16 protein-coding genes are annotated in these 20,013 nt (G+C 71.5%); 9 read left to right on the forward strand and 7 right to left on the reverse strand.

The genetic code is table 11. The annotated features are described in order from the left end of the window. The first annotated feature begins 109 nt into the window (after positions 1-109). Both FHR82_RS20310 and FHR82_RS20315 read left to right on the forward strand, forming a co-directional pair. Complete coding sequence (locus FHR82_RS20310) at positions 110-1,189, forward strand: carboxylate-amine ligase (RefSeq protein WP_311771183.1); 1,080 nt, start codon at positions 110-112, stop codon at positions 1,187-1,189. Positions 1,190-1,238: 49 nt separating this feature from the next. Further along, complete coding sequence (locus FHR82_RS20315) at positions 1,239-2,348, forward strand: MFS transporter (RefSeq protein WP_184812032.1); 1,110 nt, start codon at positions 1,239-1,241, stop codon at positions 2,346-2,348. On the opposite strand, the gene FHR82_RS20320 is transcribed toward FHR82_RS20315, so the two are convergent. Genes FHR82_RS20320 through FHR82_RS20330 form a run of 3 tightly spaced genes read right to left on the reverse strand, consistent with a single transcriptional unit; the run spans position 2,333 to position 6,588 of the window. Further along, positions 2,333-4,483 (reverse strand): hypothetical protein, encoded by a 2,151-nt coding sequence (locus tag FHR82_RS20320; protein WP_184812033.1) that lies wholly within the window; start codon positions 4,481-4,483, stop codon positions 2,333-2,335. The two genes, FHR82_RS20315 and FHR82_RS20320, sit on opposite strands and share 16 nt — an antisense overlap. A 23-nt stretch (positions 4,484-4,506) precedes the next feature. Next, entirely contained in the window at positions 4,507-5,463 is a 957-nt protein-coding gene (locus FHR82_RS20325; protein ID WP_311771184.1) for an alpha/beta fold hydrolase, read from the reverse strand. Between the two features lie 12 nt (positions 5,464-5,475). Next, positions 5,476-6,588, reverse strand: coding sequence for a sialidase family protein (locus FHR82_RS20330; protein ID WP_184812034.1), 1,113 nt, complete (start codon positions 6,586-6,588; stop codon positions 5,476-5,478). Between the two features lie 158 nt (positions 6,589-6,746). On the opposite strand from FHR82_RS20330, the gene FHR82_RS20335 reads away from it, so the two are divergent. From FHR82_RS20335 to FHR82_RS20355, 5 genes are all read left to right on the forward strand, one after another. Beyond that, entirely contained in the window at positions 6,747-8,345 is a 1,599-nt protein-coding gene (locus tag FHR82_RS20335) for an ABC transporter substrate-binding protein (protein ID WP_184812035.1), read from the forward strand. A gap of 72 nt (positions 8,346-8,417) precedes the next feature. After that, complete coding sequence (locus FHR82_RS20340; protein WP_184812036.1) at positions 8,418-9,377, forward strand: ABC transporter permease; 960 nt, start codon at positions 8,418-8,420, stop codon at positions 9,375-9,377. After that, positions 9,374-10,249 (forward strand): oligopeptide ABC transporter permease, encoded by an 876-nt coding sequence (gene opp4C, locus FHR82_RS20345; protein ID WP_184812037.1) that lies wholly within the window; start codon positions 9,374-9,376, stop codon positions 10,247-10,249. Before FHR82_RS20340 ends, opp4C begins: the two co-directional genes overlap by 4 nt. Then, complete coding sequence (locus tag FHR82_RS20350; protein WP_184812038.1) at positions 10,246-11,223, forward strand: ABC transporter ATP-binding protein; 978 nt, start codon at positions 10,246-10,248, stop codon at positions 11,221-11,223. Before opp4C ends, FHR82_RS20350 begins: the two co-directional genes overlap by 4 nt. Before the next feature lie 30 nt (positions 11,224-11,253). Continuing rightward, a complete protein-coding gene (locus tag FHR82_RS20355; RefSeq protein ID WP_184812039.1) occupies positions 11,254-12,279 on the forward strand; it encodes an ABC transporter ATP-binding protein in 1,026 nt (341 codons plus the stop codon). Here FHR82_RS20355 and FHR82_RS20360 read toward each other — a convergent pair. Beyond that, a complete protein-coding gene (locus tag FHR82_RS20360; RefSeq protein ID WP_184812040.1) occupies positions 12,271-13,245 on the reverse strand; it encodes a helix-turn-helix transcriptional regulator in 975 nt (324 codons plus the stop codon). The genes FHR82_RS20355 and FHR82_RS20360 overlap by 9 nt on opposite strands. 94 nt (positions 13,246-13,339) lie before the next feature. Here FHR82_RS20360 and FHR82_RS20365 point away from each other — a divergent pair, with 94 nt between their 5' ends. Together FHR82_RS20365 and FHR82_RS20370 are read left to right on the forward strand one after the other, a co-directional pair. Continuing rightward, entirely contained in the window at positions 13,340-13,735 is a 396-nt protein-coding gene (locus tag FHR82_RS20365; protein WP_184812477.1) for a RidA family protein, read from the forward strand. A gap of 165 nt (positions 13,736-13,900) precedes the next feature. Next, entirely contained in the window at positions 13,901-16,177 is a 2,277-nt protein-coding gene (locus FHR82_RS20370; protein ID WP_184812041.1) for an RCC1 domain-containing protein, read from the forward strand. On the opposite strand, the gene FHR82_RS20375 is transcribed toward FHR82_RS20370, so the two are convergent. From FHR82_RS20375 to FHR82_RS20385, 3 genes are read right to left on the reverse strand one after another with little or no spacing between them, the layout of a single operon-like run. Further along, positions 16,170-16,562 carry a VOC family protein gene (locus FHR82_RS20375; protein WP_184812042.1) on the reverse strand — a complete coding sequence of 131 codons (393 nt, stop codon included), beginning with the start codon at positions 16,560-16,562 and terminating at the stop codon, positions 16,170-16,172. The two genes, FHR82_RS20370 and FHR82_RS20375, sit on opposite strands and share 8 nt — an antisense overlap. Positions 16,563-16,612: 50 nt before the next feature. Continuing rightward, positions 16,613-17,767 (reverse strand): VWA domain-containing protein, encoded by a 1,155-nt coding sequence (locus tag FHR82_RS20380; protein WP_184812043.1) that lies wholly within the window; start codon positions 17,765-17,767, stop codon positions 16,613-16,615. Then, the gene (locus FHR82_RS20385; protein WP_184812044.1) at positions 17,764-19,983 is read right to left on the reverse strand and encodes a DUF5682 family protein; all 2,220 of its coding nucleotides are present in this window, start codon (positions 19,981-19,983) and stop codon (positions 17,764-17,766) included. The genes FHR82_RS20380 and FHR82_RS20385 overlap by 4 nt, the downstream gene beginning before the upstream one ends. Positions 19,984-20,013 lie beyond the last annotated feature (30 nt).

Raw genomic sequence — 20,013 nt, forward strand, 5'->3', positions numbered from 1 at the left:
TGTGAGCCACACATGAGCCATTGAGTTTTGAGCCGCGTGCAGGGCGGGTCCGCTTCGGCGGGCCCGCCCTGCACGTTTCTCCGATCACTCGTTCGGGTACCTCACGGCTGTGACAGCTGAACAGCTCACCATGGGTGTGGAGGAGGAGTTCCTGCTCGTCCGCGAGGACGGCAGGCTCTCCGGGTCCGGTCCGGAGGTCGTGGACGCCACCGCCGAGGGGCACGGCGAGGTCGAACAGGAGCTGAAGCGCTGCCAGGTAGAGGGCGTGTCGGACATCTGCCGCACGCCGGACCAGGTCCTCGAGCAACTGAACGGGCTGCGTGGTGAGCTGGCGGCCTCGGCGGCGAAACGCGGTCTTCGCCTGCTGCCGAGCGGCTGCCCGGTGCTGCCGGAGACCGAGGAACAGGAGATCACGCCGAGCCCGCGCTACCTGCGGATGGCCGAGTGGTTCGGCGCCACGGCGCGCTCGCTCGCGACCTGTGGCTGCCACGTCCACGTCGGCATCCCGGACCGGGAGACCGGTGTCGCCGTGAGCAACCGGGTGCGGCCCTGGCTGCCGGTACTGCTCGCGCTCACCGTCAACTCGCCGTTCAACGGCACCGACACCGGCTACGCCAGCTGGCGCTACCAGGAATGGTCGCGCTGGCCCTCGGCGGGCCCGCCGCCCGTCTTCTCCAGCCTCGACGAGTACGAGGCGACCGTGGACACCATGCTCCGCGCAGGCGCACTCATGGACCGCGCGATGATCTACTGGGACGTCCGGCTGTCCGAACGGCACCCCACGCTCGAGTTCCGGATCGCCGACGTCGCCGCGGTTCCCGAGGACGCGGCGCTGCTCGCCGCCCTGATCCGCGGTCTCGTCGCGCGTGCGCTCGACGATGCGGGCCCGGCGCCCGAGCTGCCGCAGGCGGTCCTGCGCGCGAACCTCTGGCGCGCGTCGCGGGAGGGCGTGACCGGGTCGACGCTGCACCCGGTCACCGGTGAGCTGGTGCCGGTCCAGTCGCAAGTGGACGACCTGGTCGAGCACCTGAGCCCGTTGCTCGGCGGTGACATCGAGTTCGTCAAGGCCGGGATCGGACGGTTGCGGGAACGCGGCACCGGCGCCGCCAGGCAGCGGGCGGCGTTCGCGCGGCGGGGTGAGCTGGCAGACGTCGTGGACGCCTTGGTCGTCACCTCCGCGACCATGTGATCACCGGGGCACGTATCGTCGGCTCCTGCGGCACGTGAGGGGAGCCCGGGTGGTCGTTCGGCTGGCGATCGTGTTCGGGATGCTGGGCCTGTTCCAGGCCACCCTCGGCCCGCTGATCCCGTTGCTGCGAGACCGCGACGACCTGTCCCCGGCGACCGCCGGCCTGCTCGTCACCGGTTTCTTCGGCGGCTGCCTCGTCAGCACCGCGGTGGGTGGCGCACTCACCGACCGATGGGCCAGGGGACCGCTCTACGTCGTCTCGTCCGTGCTGTTGCTCGTGGGGCTGGGGTTGCTCGCACTGCCCACCGCGTGGCCCTGGCCGCCGCTGGCGGTGGCCGTGGGAGGGCTCGGGTTCGGCGGGCTCGTGCTCATCGTGAACACCGTGATGGCCACCCGGGGGCTCACCTACGTCAACCTCGTCAACGGCACGTACGGTCTCGGCGCCGCGGCGGGGCCCGCGCTGATCAGCCTGACGCACGGCGGTGTCCTGTTCGCCGTGCTCGCGGCCGGGATCCTCGTGTCGCTGCCCTGGACCGTGCCCGAGACCGCGCCGGTGGCCGAGGCCGGGATGACCACTGAACGGGAGCGCCTGCGCCTGAGCCTGCCGCTGGTCCTGTTCTGCGCCATGCTGTTCTGCTACGCGGGTGTCGAGACCGGACTGTCCAGCTGGGAGGCGACGCACCTGCGGGCGCACGGCTACAGCGCGAACACGGCGGCCGCGCTCACGTCCCTGTTCTGGCTGGGCCTCGCGGGTGGCCGGCTGCTCGTGCCGCTGGTCACCAGGAACTGGTCGCCGCCCCGGCTCATCGTGACCGCACTGCTCGCCTGCGGTGCGGGCCTGTCGGTGATCGCGTTCGCGTTCAGCGCGCCGGCCGGGTTCCTGCTGCTCGGCGTGTGCGTGGGGCCGATCTTCCCCGCCACGCTCGCGTGGATCGCGCGCACGCTGCCGCACCCGAGGCGGGTCAACGCGGCCGTGCTGACCGTCGCGATGCTCGGCAACGCGGCCGTACCGGCGCTCATCGGGTACGGCCTGCAGGCCACGTCCGTGCTCGCGCTGCCGCTGTTCGTCGCCGTGGCCCTCGCCGGATGTCTCGGGATCGCGGTCGCGTTGCGCGCGAAGGCCAGGGAGCGTCAGGGCGTCAGTCAGGGCACCGTGTAGGCCACGTCGTCGATCAGCCAGTCGTCACCGGTGGTCGCGGTGCCGGTCGACCCGATCTCGACGGCGTCGATGCTCGTCGCGGCCTGCGACTTCGACCTGGTGGCGAGGAGTGTGCCGTCCAGGTACACCTGCACCCGCGTCATCGTGGCCACCAGGCGCACGGTGTGCCAGGTGCCGGTGTTGATCGCGGTCGGGTTCAGCGCGGTGCCCCACGGCGGGTTCAGGCTGTAGTTCGCCCAGTGGAGCCTGCCCGCGCCGGTCAGCCAGAACCCGTACGGGGTGGCGGCCGCGGTGCCGTTCCTGCCCTTCAACGAGAACAGCAGGCCCTTGTTCGTCGTGCCGAGGCCGCGGAAGCGGAACTCGGCCGTCACGGCGGTGGCCGTGGCGTGCGCCCACGTCGCGCGTCCGATCTGGGTCGTCGTGTCGTCCTTGATGCGCAGGAACCGGGACGAGATCTTCTCCGCCGACGGCACGGTCGTCTGGTTCACGACGGTCGCGAGGGTGCTGGTGGTGACCCAGCCGTTGCCGCGGGGCGCCTGGCCAGGGTAGTCGTGCTCGAAGCTCACGGCCGCCGTGTACAGCTCGATCTCGTGCAGGAACGCGGCGGCCGGATCGGTGACCGCGTTCGGGTCGGTGAGCCGGACGTACTGCGCGGTGACGGGTGCGCTGAACGGCCGCACGATGCCGTCGCGGGCGCCGCGTGCCGGGGTGATCCACGTGGTCCCGTCGACCGACGTCTCGATCCGCACGTCCGCCGCGCCCTGCAGCCACACGTGCAGGCCAAGTCCCGTGACCGGCACCGCGCGCGGCAGCCGCAGCGTGACCGACCGGTTGCCGGTCACCAGACTCGAGTCCGCGCGGGAGTCGCCGTCGAACGCGTACGCGGCGAGCGACCGGCGGCACGCGGACGCGTCGCCGTAGCAGGACAGCGGGGAGTTCACCACCGTCAGCTCGCCGCGCTGGAACATGGTCGCGAGGTCGGCCTTGCCCCACTGGTCGGTGTCGGCCTCCACCACCGAGCGCCACAGCGCGGGCACGCCGTCGACCTGGTAGCCGCGGACCGAGGTGTCGGCGGGACAGCCCCAGTCCGGCGCGCAGTTGTCACCGGTCACCAGCACCCGGTTGCCCGCGAGGGGCGCGATCCCGACCGTCCCGCTGGAACCGAGGTGGCGCAGCGGCCGGGCCGTCCCGCCGTCCGGCGTGTACCAGCCGTCCACGTCGGCGCCTGCCGTCGGGTAGTTCTGGTACACGGTCGTGGGCGAGGTCCACGACGCGCCCTTGCCGTCGAAGGAGAAGCGCAGCACGTTGTCCGGCCGGCCGGAGGCCAGCACGAGCGCGCCGTTGCCGAGCAGGGTCATCGAGGGGGCGCCGCCGGTGTCGGCGGCCACGCGAACCGGTGCGCCCCATCCGGTGCCGGTCTGGGTGGGTGCCTTCACCGTGTACAGGGCGACGTTCGCGGGGACCGCGCCGCGCAGGTTCTCGTTCCTGCCCAGCGCGGCGATCAGCCCGCCGTCGGCGGTGGCGGACAGGCTCGCCGCCGACCAGCCGTCGCCGGTGGCGAGCCGTGCCGTCTCGGACCACGTCACGCCGCCGTCGGTGCTCGCGACGACGGCCGCGTACGACCCGCCGTGCACCGGCGCCAGCACCGTCTTCCCGTCGCCGAGCAGCACCACGCCGCGGCCGAACCGCGCGGACCCGACCGGCTGCGCGAACGTGACGGTCGCCGTGCCCGCTTCGGCCCAGCCGCCCGCGGTGAGCTGCTTGCGGGCGAACCGGGCACAGCCGTCGCCGCACGCCGTGCCGTCGGTGTCGATCGCGACGACGTCACCCGCCGCGTTCGCGAGCCGGAACGGTGTGCCCGCGGTCCCGGTGAGCGACGACCACGTGGTGCCGCCGTCCGAAGACTGCAGGGTCTGCCGCGTCCCGTCCGCCGAGGACAGGACCAGGCGTCCGGACCGCGTGCCGTCGGCGGCCGTGACACCCGCGTCGAACAGCGCGGGCGCACCCGTGGCCGCGGTGAGGAACCGTTGCCCGCCCGGCACGTGGGCGTGGTCGACGCCGGGTTCGGCGCTCGCCTGGCCCGTGACGGCCACGGCGAGTGCCGCGAGGGCGGCCACGGTCAGAGGACGGTTCATTCGGCGGCTCCTCGCTTCGTACGTCAGAGCGTCGAAAGCAGAGCGTAGATCGCGTCGTCGGTGCCGGGAAGTCGGTTGTGCCCGAAGTCCGGGTACAGGCGGTACGACTTCTCGCACTCCAGGGCGTTGTACACGGCGAACTGGGTCGACGGCGGGCACGTGCGGTCGGCCAGCGAGATGGTCATGACCGTCTTCGCCTTGACGCGTGGTGCCAGGTTCCGCACGTCCACGTACCCCATCCGCCGGAAGACCTCCTCCGCGTTGCGGTGCATGGGGTCGCGCCTGCGGAAGTACTCGCCGATCTCGGCGTAGGGCGCCTGGTCCAGGTCCAGTTCCCACGCCCGGCGGTAGTCGGACAGGAACGGGTGGATCGGCGCCGCCAGCTTGAGCCGCGGCTCGAGCGCCGCGCACGCGAGCGTGAGCCCGCCGCCCTGGCTGCCGCCCATCGCGCCGACGCGGTCCGGGTCCACGCCGTCGAGCCCGGACACGATCCGCGCCAGCCGCACGGTGTCCAGGAACAGGTGCCGGTACAGCAGGTTGTCCGGCCGGTCGTCGACGCCGCGCATCAGGTACGTCGCCATGGACCAGCCCGCGACCGGGGTCTCCTCGCGGGACAGGCCACCCTGGCCACGCACGTCAAGGGCCGCGACCGTGTGGCCGAGCGCGACGTAGGGCAGCTTCTCCACCCAGTCGCCGGAGTCGCCGTAGTAACCGTGGAACGCCAGCACCGCGGGCCCTGCCGGGGTGACCGGCCGCAGCAGCTTGGCGTGCACCCGCGCGCCGCCCGTCCCGGTGAACCACAGGTGGGAGCAGCGGGCGTACGGCGTCTGGAACTCGGCGGGAGTGATCTCCACGTCGGCTGGGGTGTCCGCGAGCTCGGCGAGCCCCCGTGCCCAGTACTCGTCGAAGTCGTCCGGTCGTGGTGAGCTGCCGCGGTAGGTGAGCAGCTCGTCGAACGACATGTCGAAGGTCGAGGGCACGGGGGCGCTCCTTCACGGCCGGAGGTAGTCCTGCAGCCGACTGTAGGTGCCGCCGATGATCTTGTTAACCGCGTCGTAGTAGATGGTCAAAAACCTGTCCGGTCCTACCTGGACACTGCTCGGGTAGCTCTCGTCGGTCGCGCCCCGGCTGTAGATCACCTTCGGTGCGAGACGGGTGCCGTCGGCGAGGATCACGCGGCCGACCGTCGGCCTGCCCGGGCCGAACGCGCCGGACCGGTCGCCCCACGTCTGCAGCAGCCGTCCGCCACGCAGCGGCAGCAGGTCCGACGCCTGCTCCCAGTAGTCGCTCTCGGTCAGCGGCGCCCACGTGCGGCCACCGTCGCGGGAGGACGTCCAGAAGCCGATGTTCCTGCTGCGGATCGCCATCACGACGGTGCCGTCACCGCGCAGCGCGATCGCGGGCTCCTGCAGATCGTTGCCGTCCGGGTGCACCGCCACCGGGACCTCCAGTGCGGCCGGCCAGGTGCGGCCGCCGTCGCGGGACCGCATGACCGTGATCGACGACCTCGCGTCGGCCGGGGTGTTGCCGTACAGGGCGAGCAGCAGCGTGCGGTCCGGCAGCTCGACGACCTTCGCGGACGTCGCGACCCACGGCGTCGCGTAGCTCACCGGCGGGATGGCCCACTCGCCGTTGCCGTACACGCCCGACCGCACGCGCACGGGTGCCGACCACGTGCGCCCCTTGTCCCGGGAGCGGGCGGTCCAGACGCCGCCGGGGGTGGGCAGGGGGGAGGTGGACCAGTCGGTCTGGAACCAGCTCATCAGCAGGGTGCCGTCGGCCAGCTCGATCAGCGACGGGTCGCGGTCGTCGAGCGGGGTGTCGATCGCGACCGACGGCGTCCGCCACGTGTGGCCGCCGTCGTGGCTGCGGGTGAGCGCGATCCGGCCCGAGGGACCGGTGTGGCTCGTGGCGTCGTAGTAGACGGCGACGAGGGTGCCGTCGTGCAACCGTTCGACGGTGGGGAACCAGGTGCTCCGGTCGCCGGACCCGGCCGCGACGACCACGTCGGGCGACTCCGGATGCCCGAGGTCGGCTGAGGCGAGGCCGGGGGTCACGACCAGCAGTATGAAGGACAGGAACACGCACACCGTGCGCACACGCATGGAGACCTCCTCCAGCAGGGGATTCCGACGTCACCAGGAATGCCGTTTCATGTCAACTGCTCGGTCCGCACATGAAACGGCGTTCCGAGAGTCTTTACGTGGCGCGTTCCGCTGGCTAGGTTGTGCCTACTCGACACCAGGTTCGAAAGAGGCGTGGTATGAGCGGACTCAGGTGGATCACGACCGCGGTTCTGGCGGCGGGCCTCGTCGTCTCGGGATGTGCGGGCCCGCAGCCGGCACCGGGCGCGGCGGGAGAAGGTGGCTCGGTCAGCATCGTGCTGTACCAGAAGCCGAAGCTGTTCAGCCCGCTCGAACCGGCCCATGGTCCGGACCAGCAGGTGATGTCACTGATCTACCAGAGCCTGATGACCTCGAACCCCGACCTCGAGCTGGTGCCGCAGCTGGCCGAGAAGGTCGACGTGAACGACGACGCCACCGAGTTCACGTTCCACCTGCGGAAGGGTCTCAAGTGGAGTGACGGGGAACCGTTCACCTCCGCCGACGTCCTGTTCACCCACCAGGCGCTCGCCAACCCGAAGAGCGGCTCGGCCGCGTCGGGCAACTACCAGAGCGTGGTGGGCGCCAAGGCGGTCGCGGACGGCACCGCCGACACCGTCTCCGGGCTGACCGCGCCGGACGACGACACGTTCGTCATCAGGACCGACGGCCCGAACTACGGTGTGCTCGCACAGGTCGGCGTGGCGATGATCCTCCCGGAGCACGTCCTGGGCGACAAGCCGGCCGGCCAGCTCGCGAAGGACCCGTTCTTCTCGGCGCCGACCGTGGGGCTCGGGCCGTTCCAGTTCGTCAAGTACGAGGTCGACCAGTACGTCGAGCTGAAGAAGAACCCGAACTTCCCCAAGCCCGCGAGCGTCGACAAGGTGTTCCTCAAGCCGGTCACCGCCGACGTGGCGACCGCGCAGCTGGGCACCGGCGAGATGGACATCGCGCCCGTCGCGCCGAGCGACCGGGAGACCCTGGACAGCTTCGGGACACTGAACTTCCAGACGTCCAAGGAAGGCGGCTTCGTCCGCGTCGGCCTGAACCTGACGCAGCAGCGGTTCCAGGACGCGCGGGTCCGCCAGGGCCTGCTCACCGGCATCGACCGCAAGTCGATCATCGACAGCGCGCTGCCGGAGGTCGGGGTCGCGCGGAACTCCTCGTTCGACCCGTCGGTCAGCGGTGACGGTATCAACGACTATGCCTACGACCCGGCCAAGGCCAAGCAGCTGCTGACCGAGGGCGGCTGGGACTTCGGCCAGACCGTGAAGCTCGCGTGGATCCCGGGCAGCAACCCCGACCGGGACGCCGCCGCGGTCGCGATCCAGAGCCAGCTCAAGGAGATCGGCGTCAACGTCGAGCTGCAGCAGGTCGACGCGGGCTGGACCACCGAGGCGCTCGCGGGGCCGAGCTTCGACATGTACATGTTCGGCGGCGGCAACTACGCGCTCGACTCGTGGAACGTGTACACGATCGTCTCGTGCGGCACCTTCTTCCCCAACGGCGGCAACAACGTCCGCTTCTGCGACCCCGAGCTGGACGCGAAGATCAAGGAAGCCAACTCGACCGCGGACGAGGCGCAGCGCGAGAAGCTGTACGGCGAGGCCGCGAAGATCGACAACGAGCAGGTGCCGTACCTGTGGCTGTACAGCCCCGGCGGCCTGTGGGCGGTCAGTGACAAGGTGCAGGGCTTCACGCCGCTCAGCCCGACCGGCGGCGGGTTCTGGCAGCCGGAGAACTGGCGGCTCGCGAGTTGATGCCCCGAAGGTGCCCTTCGAGACGCTCACCGTCCCGAAGGGCACCTTCACGGCATGTGGAGGAGGTGAGTGGTGGGCGCGTACCTGGTACGCCGCGTTCTGGTCAGTGTGCTCGTGCTGGTCCTGGTGTCGATCGGCATCTTCTGGCTGTTCCGGCTCGCGCCGGGCGACCCGGTCGAGATGATGCTGCCGCCGCAGAACCGGGGGCCCGGTTCCGAGGCGTTCATCGCCGCCAAGCGTGCCGAGCTGGGGCTCGACGAACCGGTGTGGGTCCAGTACTTCACGTGGCTGGGCAACGCGGTCACCGGTGACCTCGGGTACTCGCTCGACACCGGCCGGTCCGTCAGCGACCTGCTCGGTGAACGGGTCGGGCCCACCGTGTACCTCATGGGGCTTTCCCTGCTGCTCGCGCTCGTCATCGCCGTCCCGCTGGGGCTGCTCGCGGCCGTGCGCAAGGGCCGGTTCGCCGACTACGCCGCGAGTGTGGTCAGCCTCGGCGCCGTGTGCACGCCGCCGTTCTTCCTCGGCATCCTCGGCATCTACGTGTTCTCGCTCAAGCTCGGGCTGCTGCCGTCGGCGGGGATGTCGACGCCGGGGCAGTACAGCGTCGGCGACTCGCTGTCGCACCTGCTGATGCCGCTGGTGATCCTCGCGTTCTCCCAGTCCGGGCAGTTCACCAGGTACGTCCGGTCCAGCGTGATCGCCGAGCTGCACGCCGACTACGTGCGCACGGCCGAGGCGAAGGGCGTCAGCGCGACCGGGGTGGTGACGCGGCACGTGCTGCGCAACGCGCTGATCCCGGTGATCACGATCGTCGCGCTGTCGCTGCCGAACGTCCTCGCCGGTGCGGTCGTGATCGAGACGGTGTTCGCGTGGCCCGGCATGGGCCAGCTCGCGATCGCCTCCTTCCAGGGCCGCGACTACCCGGTGATCATCGGGTTCGCGTTGTTCTTCTCGATCATGGTGTTGCTGTCGAACCTGATCGCCGACCTGCTGTACACACTGGTGGACCCCCGGGTGAGCCTGCGATGACAACTCCAGCGACCGCTCCTGCTCTGCGTTCGCCCGGCCGGATGGCGGTGCGCCGGTTCCTGCGGCACAAGCTCGCGATCGCGGGCGTCGTGGTGCTGCTGCTGGTGGTGCTGGCGACCGTGTGCGCGCCTCTGCTGACCGGGCACGACCCGCTCAAGGTCGACCTGTCGCAGGTGCGGCAGCCACCCAGTGGTGAGCACCTGCTCGGCACCGACGGCTCCGGCCGGGACGTGTTCGCGCGCCTGCTGTACGCGGGCCGGGTGTCGCTGCTCGTCGGTGTGTTCTCCGCGTTGCTGGCGGTCGTCATCGGCTCGGTTCTCGGTGCGGTGGCGGGCATCCTCGGTGGCTGGGTGGATGCGCTGATCATGCGGGCCGCGGACGTGTTCCTGTCGTTCCCCGTGCTCGTGGTGATGATCGTGATCGCGGGCATCCTCGGCCCGAGCATCACCACGATGGTGATCGCGATCGGCCTGTTCACGTGGCCGCGGGCCGGCCGGGTGGTGCGCGGGGTGACGCTGTCGCTGCGGGAACGCGAGTACGTGCAGGCCGCGCAGGCGTTCGGCGCCAGGACCGGGTGGTTGGTCGTGCACCACGTCCTGCCGGCGGTGCTCGGCTCGGTCGTGGTGGTCGCGACGATCGCCGTCGCCGACGGCATCCTCATCGAGGCGTCGCTGTCGTTCCTCGGGCTCGGTGTGCAGCCGCCGCAACCCAGCTGGGGCAACATGCTGACCGACGCGCAACGGCTGACGGTGATCAGCCAGATGCCGTGGCTGTGGATTCCACCCGGTGTCGCGGTCGCGGTCACCGTGCTGTCGGTCAACTTCGTCGGCGACGGGCTGCGGGACGCGCTCGACCCCAGGGAGTCCTCATGAGTCCACTGTTGACGGTCGAGGACCTGGCGGTCGAGTTCCGCACCGAGGACGGTGTCGCCCGCGCGCTCGACGGGGTGAGCTTCACGGTCGAGGCGGGTGAGACCGTCGCGATCGTCGGTGAGTCCGGGTCGGGGAAGAGCGTCACGGCCCTGACCGTGCTGGGGTTGCTGCGTCGGCCGCCCGCGCGGATCGTGCGCGGCTCGGTGCGTTTCCGCGACCGCGAACTGCTCCGCCTGTCCCGTGACGAGCTGCGGAAGATCCGCGGCAAGGACGCGGCGATGGTGTTCCAGGACCCGATGACCGCGCTGAACCCCGTGCAGCGGGTGGGAAAGCAGATCGCCGAGGCCATCCGGCTGCACTCGGCGGTGTCCAGGCAGCAGGCGATGGCGCGGGCGGTCGACCTGCTGGGGCTGGTCGGCATGGCCCAGCCGGGGACCCGGGCACGCCAGTACCCGCACGAGTTCTCCGGCGGCATGCGGCAGCGGGCGATGATCGCGATGGCGATCGCCAACGACCCGGCGCTGCTGATCGCCGACGAGCCGACCACCGCGCTGGACGTGACGATCCAGGCGCAGGTGCTGTCGCTGCTGCGGACCGCGAAGCAGGAGACCGGTGCCGCGACCGTGCTCATCACGCACGACCTCGGGGTGGTCGCGGAGATGGCGGAGCGGGTGCTGGTGATGTACGCGGGACGGATCGTGGAGCAGGCGGACGTGCGGTCGCTGTTCGCGTCGCCGCGCCACCCGTACACGGCCGGGTTGCTGGCGAGCATTCCCCGGCTGGACGTGGAAAGCCAGACTCTGACCCCGATCCCGGGCAGTCCGCCGAGTCTGCTGGCGCCGCCGCCGGGGTGCCCGTTCGCGCCACGGTGTGCGTTGCGGCAGGGCCGCGCGGAGTGCGTTTCGGAGCGGCCCGCGTTGCGGGAGGTCGACGGGCACGCCACGGCCTGTCACTTCGCGGAGCTTGCGGAGTGAACATTCAACGCCGCGCTGAGGAGCTGGCGCATGTCTGAGCTGCTGCGGGTCGAGGGGCTGACGAAGCACTTCCCGATCAGGGGCGGGGTGCTGCGCCGGGCCCGAGGACAGGTGCGGGCGGTCGACGGAGTGTCGTTCACCGTGGCGGCGGGGGAGACGCTCGGCCTGGTCGGCGAGTCGGGCTGCGGCAAGACCACGACCAGCCGCATGGTGGTGCGGCTGGTGGAGCCGACCGAGGGCCGGGTCTTCCTGCGCGGCAAGGAGATCACCGGGCTGTCGGGTGACGCGTTGCGGGACGTGCGGCGGGAGCTGCAGATCGTCTTCCAGGACCCGTACTCGTCGCTCAGCCCGCGGATGACCGTGCACGACCTGGTCGCGGAACCGTTGCGGATACAGGGGTTGTACCGCGACGGCGGCCGGGAGCGGGTGACGTCGCTGCTGGAGACGGTCGGGTTGCAACCGGAGCACGCGAACCGGTACGCGCACGAGTTCTCCGGCGGGCAGCGGCAGCGGATCGGCATCGCACGGGCGCTCGCGCTGGGGCCGTCGATCCTGGTGCTGGACGAGCCGGTGTCGGCGCTGGACGTCTCGGTGCGGGCGCAGGTCGTGAACGAGCTGTCGGCGTTGCAGGACTCGCTGGGGCTCGCGTACGTGTTCGTGTCGCACGACCTGTCGGTGGTGCGGCACGTGTGCGACCGCGTCGCCGTGATGTACCTGGGGAAGATCGTCGAGCTGGCGTCCACGCGGTCGCTGTACGCGCGGCCCGCGCACCCGTACACGCAGGCGTTGTTGTCGGCGATCCCGATCCCGGACCCGACGCAGGTGCGAGAGCGGATCGTGCTGACCGGGGACGTGCCCAGCGCGTCCGACCCGCCGAGCGGGTGCCGGTTCCGGACGCGGTGCTGGAAGGCGCAGGAGGTGTGCGCGGTCGAGGAGCCGCCGCTGCTGCCACAGGGGCCGGCCGATCATGTGGCTGCGTGCCACTTCCCGACCGAGGCGGACGTCCTGGCTGGCGAGCACTTCGCCCCGGAGGCGGCGGACGACGTTTCAGGGTGACACGTCGTAGCGGGTGGCCATCGTGGCGGCGCGGTTGTGCAGGGAGGTGCGCAACCACTGCGGGGCGAGGGCTTCCGCGTTCGTGGTGAGCTGCCACAACGCCCATTCGGCGTGTCTCGCGTCCTGGAAGGTCACCTCCAGCCGCAGCCAGCCGTCCGCGTCGGTTTCCTCGGTGCGGACGGCCAGCGCGGTGCCCACCAGGTCCGCGCGTCGCGCCGGGTCCACCCGTACCAGCACGGCGACCTGGTCGCCGCCGGTCCGGAACCGCGTGCTGCGTTCCTGCCAGGCCCGGTCCAGGTCGACCCGGTCCGGTCGCTGCGCTGGTTCGGCGAGTTCCTCGGCGGCCAGCACCCTGGCCAGCCGGTAGGTGCGGTCCGCGCCGGACCTCGTGGCCAGCAGGTAGCTCTGACCGCGTGCGGTGACCAGGCCGATCGGGTCCACGGTGCGCCACTTCGGGGTCTGGTCGCGGGCCGCGTAGTTGATGCGCAGCTTGTGTCCGGCGAACACCGCGCGCCGGATCTCGGCCACCACGGCGTCGGGCACCTCCTCGGCGACCACGCGGCGCGCGAGGAGGTCGGTCTCCGGGTCGATGAGCAACCGCCGCGCCGCGCCTGCCGCGATGGCCCGGTTGCCTTCCGGCAGTGCGTCGACCACCTTGAGCATGGCCGAAGCGAGCGCGGAGCCGAGGCCGAACACCTGCGCGCCGCGCCGTGAGCCTGCGACCAGCAGGGCGAGCGCCTCGTCGTGGTTCAGTCCGGTGAGCTCGGTCTGGAAACCGGGCAGCAGCGCGAAACCGCCGTGCCTGCCGCGCTCGGCGTAGACCGGGACGCCTGCCGAGGACAGCGCCTCGATGTCGCGCAGCACGGTGCGGGTGGACACCTCCAGCTCGCGGGCCAGCGTGGCCGCGGACAGCCGGCCGTGCCGGCGCAGCAGCAGCACCAGCGAGACCAACCGGTCGGCGCGCACGCCGAAAACCCTACCGAATACATGACACAGGATGTCGTGATTGGTTGGGAGGCTTTTCGCCATGACGTCAACGACGAACGGAGCTCAGGTGGCATTGGCACGAACGGCGGTCAACCCGGTGGCGTGGTCGGTGGAGATGGGGTTCAACCAGGGGGAGATCGTCTCCGGGAACACCCGCACCCTGTACTGCTCGGGGCAGACCGCGATGAGCGGCGACGGCAAGCCCCAGCACGACGGGGACATGGCGGCCCAGTTGGCGCTGAGCCTCGACAACGTGGAGGCCGTGCTCGGCGAGGCAGGCATGTCGCTCGCGAACCTCGTCCGGCTCAACGTCTACACCACCGACGTCGACCTGCTCTTCCAGCACTACGGCGTGCTGGCGTCCCGGCTGGGCGCCGCAAGGGTGGCCCCGACCACCACGATGCTCGGGGTGACCCGACTGGCGATCCCGGGCCAGATGGTCGAGCTCGAGGGGACCGCCGTCGCGTGACCTGACCCCGGGACCGGGCTCGGCACGGCGGATCGAGACCCCGGCAGCTACGCGCCTCCGCTGCTCGTGCCGGTCGAACCGGCACGAGCAGCTGGCGATGTCCGGTGTGCGGAACCAGTAAGCTCGAAGCCAGGTCGGGGCCTGTTCACTCCTGGGGGAGTCACGTTGTTCCGTGCTGTGCTGACCGCCGCGTTCCTCGCTGGTGCGCTGATCGCCGTTCCCGTCACGCCGTCGGCCGCCGCGCCCGCCGCTGAGGTGACCGGCTCGACCTTCACACCGCGGTCGCCGGTGCGGGTGCTCGACACCCGCACGGCCGGTCCGGTCGGCGCGGGTGGGACGGTCGCCATCGATCTCGCGTCCCACGTGCCCGCGACCGCGACGGCCGTGGTGCTGAACGTGACCGGTGTGGCGCCGACCGCGTCGACGTTCGTGACCGTCTACCCGGGTGGCGCGGCGCGCCCGACCGCGTCGAGCCTCAACCTGGACGTCGGGGAGGTCCGTGCCAACCAGGTCACGGTCGCGCTCGGTGCCGACCGGACCGTGCGGCTGTACAACAACAGCGGCCGGATCAACCTGGTCGCCGACCTCGCGGGCCACTACGGCACCGAGTCGGGTGCGCTCTTCACCGGCCTGCCGCCGAACCGGGTCCTCGACACCCGCGACGACCACCCGCTCTCCTCGGGCGGGGTCCGGGTGCTCGACCTGTCGCGCGTGGTGCCGGAGTCGGCCACCGCGGTGACGTTCAACCTGACCGCGACCCTGCCGACCGCGTCGACGTTCGTGACCGCGTGGCCGACCGGCGCACGACGGCCGACCGCGTCGAACCTGAACGTCGAGATCGGTGAGACCCGGCCGAACCTGGTGACCGCGGCGATCGGTGCGGACCGCACGGTGTCGCTGTACAACAACTACGGCAACGTGCACCTGCTCGCCGACCTCACCGGCTTCCACACCCCCGACTACGGCGCCCGGTTCGTGCCGCGCGCACCGCAACGGGTGCTCGACACGCGTGCGGGCATCGGCCTCACCGGCCCGCTCGCCTCGGGTGGCCTCCCGCACCCGCTCGCCCTCGGCGAGGCGGTGCCGGTCAACGCGACCGGCGTGGTGCTGAACCTGACCGGCGTCGGCGCGTCGACCTCCACCTACGTCACGGCCTGGGGCGAGGGGACGGTCCAGCCGTACCAGTCGTCCACGCTGAACGTCGTGCCGGGCAAGGCGGTGCCGAACGCGGCCACTGTCGTGTTCGGCCAGTACCGCGGGCTGTACCTCTACAACCACCGGGGCACCGTCCACCTCATCGCTGACCTGTCCGGGATGTTCGTCGTGTCTCCCGAGGACTGCGCGCCGGGGTGTGTGCGTGCGTGGGGCAGCAACGACACCAGGAAGCTCGGGACCGGCCAGACCGTCGGCAGCTCGCCGGCGCCGACGCCGGTGGCAGGGCTCTCCGGGGTGCGGCAGGTCGTGGGCGGCGGCTCGGGAGGCGCGTCCTACGCGGTGCTCGACGACGGCACGGTCCGCGCATGGGGTGGCAACGAGGCCGGGCAGTTGGGCAACGGCTGGTCCGCACGCAACGGCGTGTCGGCGGTGCCGGTTCCCGTCGTGGGACTGACCGACGTCACGGCGGTGTCGACCAACGGCCACACCACGTACGCCCTGCGCGCGGACGGCACAGTGTGGGGCTGGGGCCAGGGCCCGTTCGGCACCGGCGACCACGAGGTGTCGAACGTGCCGATGCCGCTGCCACACCTGACCGGCGTGACCGGCATCGCGGTCGGACATGCGAGCACGTACGCGCTGCGCCCCGACGGCACGGTGTGGGCGTGGGGAGTGAACCACCACGGCGCGCTGGGCACCGGCAGTGCGGACGACAACGGCGTGCTCGCGCCGGTGCGGGTGCAGGCGTTGTCGGACGTGGCCTCGATCGGGGCGGGTTCGTACAACGGCTACGCGGTCACCTCGGATGGCACGGCGTGGGCGTGGGGCTTGAACGTGCATGGTCAGCTCGGCAACGGCGATCCGTGCGACCCCTTCACGAACTGCGAGTCCCGCGTGCCCGTGCGGGTGACCGGTCTCAGCGACGCCGCACAGGTGGTGGCCGGGGGCGACTACACCGCGTACGCACTGCGGTCCGACGGGTCCGTCGCCGCGTGGGGTTACGCCTACAACGGCGCGCTGGGCAACGGCGTCGCCTGCGAGGGGACCTGCGTGTCCAGGATCCCGGTCGACGTGGCAGGCCTGACCGGGGTCGTCTCGATCGCCTCGTTCGGGTGGGGCGCGTACGCCCTGCGCGGCGACGGCACCGTCTGGGCCTGGGGTGACAACACCTACGAATCCATTGGGAACCACTCGGCTCCGTTCGCCCTGGCCCCGGTCCAGGTCCAGGGCGTCGACGACGTCACCGTGATCGGCAGCGGCGTGTCCGCCGGGTACGCGGTCAGCTGAGCGGGGCGAACAGGTCCACCACGTTGTCGTCCGGGTCGGTGATCGAGGCGTAGCGCTGGCCCCAGAAGGCGTCCCACGGGTCCTTGTGGCTGCGGTAGCCCGCCGCGACGAGGTCGGCGTGGACCTTGTCGACCTCGGCCGGGCTGTCGCACAGGAAGCAGATGCCCACCGAGTTGCCGCCCTGCGGCTTGGTCCACTCCGGGGCGAACGAGCGGACCGTCGCCACGGTGTCCCAGCCGAAGCGCAGACCGTTCGGCAGGGTCGCCTCCACGTGCGGTTCGCCGTCGCTGCCGGCCGGGATCGGCAGGCCGAGGCGGCGGTAGAAGGCGAGCGACGCCGCCATGTCCTCGACCACCAGGCCGATCATGTCGAGTTTCGGAGTCATGGGCCCACGCTAACGGCCGCGTGCCGGGCTGCCTTGAACGAATCGGACGGTTACTCGTCGGCCGGTGCCGCCACCGGGATGTCGTTGGTCGCCGCCCACGTCGCGATGTCCTGGTGCTGGATCGCGGCCGACATCAGGTCCGGGAACTTGTCGGGGGTGCACGCGAACGCGGGGATGCCCATCGCCGCGAAGGCGGCCGCCACGTCGTGGTCGTACGCCGGAGCGCCCTCGTCGCTCAGCGCCAGCAGGCACACCACCTGCACGCCGTCCGCGACGAGTGCCCGCGCGCGGTGCAGCATCTCCTCTTCGTTGCCGCCCTCGTACAGGTCGCTGATCAGCACCAGCACCGTGTCCCGGGGCGCCTCGATCCGGCTCTGGCAGTACGCGAGCGCCGCGTTGATGTCGGTCCCGCCGCCGAGCTGCACGCCGAACAGCAGCTCCACCGGGTCGGTCAGCTGCTCGGTCAGGTCCGCGACGGCCGTGTCGAACGCGATGATCTGCGTGCGCAGCGACCGGATCGACGCCAGCACCGCGCCGAACACGCTGGCGTACACGACGGAACTGGCCATCGAGCCGCTCTGGTCGAGGCACAGCACGATCTGCTTGCTCACGTTGGGCAGCCTGCGGCCGTAGCCCACCAGCCGTTCCGGCACCACCGTGCGCTGTTCCGGCTGGTAGTGCTTCAGGTTCGCGAGGATGGTCCGGTTCCAGTCGATGTCCGCCTGCCGCGGCCGGTGCGTGCGGTTCGCGCGGTGCAGGGCGCCGCTCACCGCCTGCCGCGTCGGTTGCGCGAGCCGCTTCTCCAGGTCGTCGACGACCTTGCGCACCACCGCGCGTGCCGTGTCCCGCGACCGCTCGGGAATAGCGCGGTTGAGCGACAACAGCGTGCCGACCAGGTGCACGTCCGGCTGCACCGACTCCAGCAGCTCCGGCTCGAGGAGCAGCTCCCGCAGCCCGAGGCGGTCCATCGCGTCGCGTTGCATGACCTGCACGACCGAGCTGGGGAAGTAGCCGCGGATGTCACCCAGCCACCGCGCCACCCGGGGCGACGAGCTGCCCAGGCCGCCGCGCCGGTCCTCCTGCTTGTCGTACAGGGCCTCCAGCGTCGCGTCGCGTTTGGCGTCCACACCGGATAGCGACGTGCCGGTGCCGTCGGCGTCCTCGCCGCCGAGGATCATCCGCCACCGGCGCAACCGCTCACTCATCGCAACAGCTCCAGAATCCGTGGCACCACAAGGGAAGCGCGCTCGTGGTCGAGATCGCCGTCGTCCCCGCGCCCGCCCGCCGCGCCCTCGCCGCGGTCGATGCGGCGCACCCGCAACCCGATGTCGCGCCGCTCGGTCGCGCTGAACTCCGCGAACGTCCTGCGCAGCAACGGGAGCAGGTGGTCGAACAGCTCCCCGTTCACCCCGGTCGCCCACTCGTCGACGATCTCCAGCAGCTCCGGTTCGTGCACCAGCAGCGCCGCCTCGCCCGACAGGAACCCCTCCAGCCAGCCCGCGGCCTGCGTCGCGTCCGCCGCGAGCGACAGCTGCCGCGACAGCCGCGCGGCCGCGTCGGTCACGTCCACCAGGCCGGCGTCCAGCAGCAGCCGCACCGCACGGCCCGCGATCAGGCCCGGCACGCTCTGCCGGTCCGCGACCGACCGGAGCGCGCCGTACCAGACGACGCGCAGTTCCTCCTGGTCCAGCAGGCCGATGCCGCGCTGCACGGCATCGACGAGTTCGCGGACCTCGGCCGCGGCCTCCTCGTCCAGTGCGGTGCACGCGGCGGGCAGCCCGATCGCGATGCGCGTGACGATGCCGGTCAGCACCCGCTGCACGACCTCGGTGTCCGCGCGGCGCACGTTGCCGTACCGGCGCACCCGCGCCATCGGCTCGACCGCCGCCATCAACCGGGTCGTGTCGTGTTGCCTGGCGGCACGTTCGTCGAGCGCGGCGAGCACCCCGCCCAGCGCGGCGGGCAGGTCGGCGGTCAGCGTCGTCTCGACCAGCACGGACAGCTCGGCGATGTCGGCCTCGAGCGTCCGCGCCGCGACCACGGCCGTGGCCGCCGACTCGATGGTCGTGCCGTAGCCGCTCGCCTCGATCAGCGCGACCTCCAGCTCGGGCGTCCACTCGAGGGTCCACGACTCGCGGAACGTGCCCTTGCCGCGGGAGGTGTCGGCCCGCTCACCCCACCGCACGTCGAGCAGCAGCAGGCGGTGCAGGAGCTTGCTGCGAGCGAGGTTCGTCTCGGTGCGCAGGTCCAGGTCGAGCTGCTGCTCGGCGGCGCTCTGCTTGAGGCGCAAGCGTTTGCGCGTCTTGGCGAGGTCCATGGCGAGGGGCACCATGGGGGTCTCGCGCGGGACGCGGCCGAGGATGTCGCCGACGAGCAACTTGCGCGCGACCAGTCGCATGGGGACGTTCGAGCCGCCGCACAGCGCGGCCTGGCAGGACTCCAGGACCTCCGGCAGCCCGGGGTGCGGGCGGTCGCGGATCGCCGACAACGTGTACGCGAGGCGGACGGCCTCGATGACCGCGGCCGACGACACGTCGTGCTGTTCGCGGCGCAGCAGGCGCGCCACCCGCACCAGCCAGCGGCTGACAACCTCGTCGGGGGCGGTGAACAGGTGGTGGTACCAGCCGGGCGACTCGATGCCGGCGCCGTAGCCGCTCATCCTGGCCAGCCGCGTCGACGTCCACGGCACCCACGTTGCCGCGACCTTGGCGGTGCGCAGGCCTTTCAGCAACTGCGTGTCCGCGGTCTGCGTCGGGAACTCCGACGGCACCAGCACCGGCGCGTGCCACGCCCCGCACACGACCGCGATCCGCTCCGCCTCGCTGCGGAGCGCGACCCGCAGCACGCGGCGCATGGCGGCCTCGCGGCGGCGGGTGCGCAGGTCGGGGACGTGCCCTTCGCGCAGTGTGCGCATGGCGTCGAGGACGGCGTGGAACACGTCCATGCCGTGGTAGCGCAGCTCGACCGCGTCCTCCCACCAGCGTTCCGCGTCGTCGAAACCGGCCGCGGTGGCGAGGGTCTTGATCGGGTCCATCGGCGGCTGGGCGTCCGGGTCGTCGGTGCCGTCGTCGCTGTCCCCGAGGACCAGCGCCACGTTCGCGGGCAGGTCGAGGAAGCGGACCTCCCGGTCGTGCTCCAGCGCCCACCGCAGCGCGACCCACTCCGGGGAGAACACCGCCATCGGGTAGAACGACGCGGTCGCGGGCGCGTCGACCGCGTACACCAGACCGGCGACGGGCGGGCGCATCCCGGCCGCCATGGCGAGCGGTGCGACCGCGTCCAGCTCCGGCGGACCCTCGATCAGCACGATCTCCGGGTCCAGCTCGGCGAGCACGGTCGCCACGGCACGTGCGGAACCCGGCCCGTGGTGGCGGATCCCCAGGATGTGGACCCGCTCGTCGTGGGAAGTGCCCTGTGTCAACGGTTCGCTCCGCAAGCTCCGCTCGGTGTC

Origin of the sequence: Actinophytocola algeriensis, from assembly GCF_014203735.1 — a bacterium.
Taxonomy (GTDB): domain Bacteria; phylum Actinomycetota; class Actinomycetes; order Mycobacteriales; family Pseudonocardiaceae; genus Actinophytocola; species Actinophytocola algeriensis.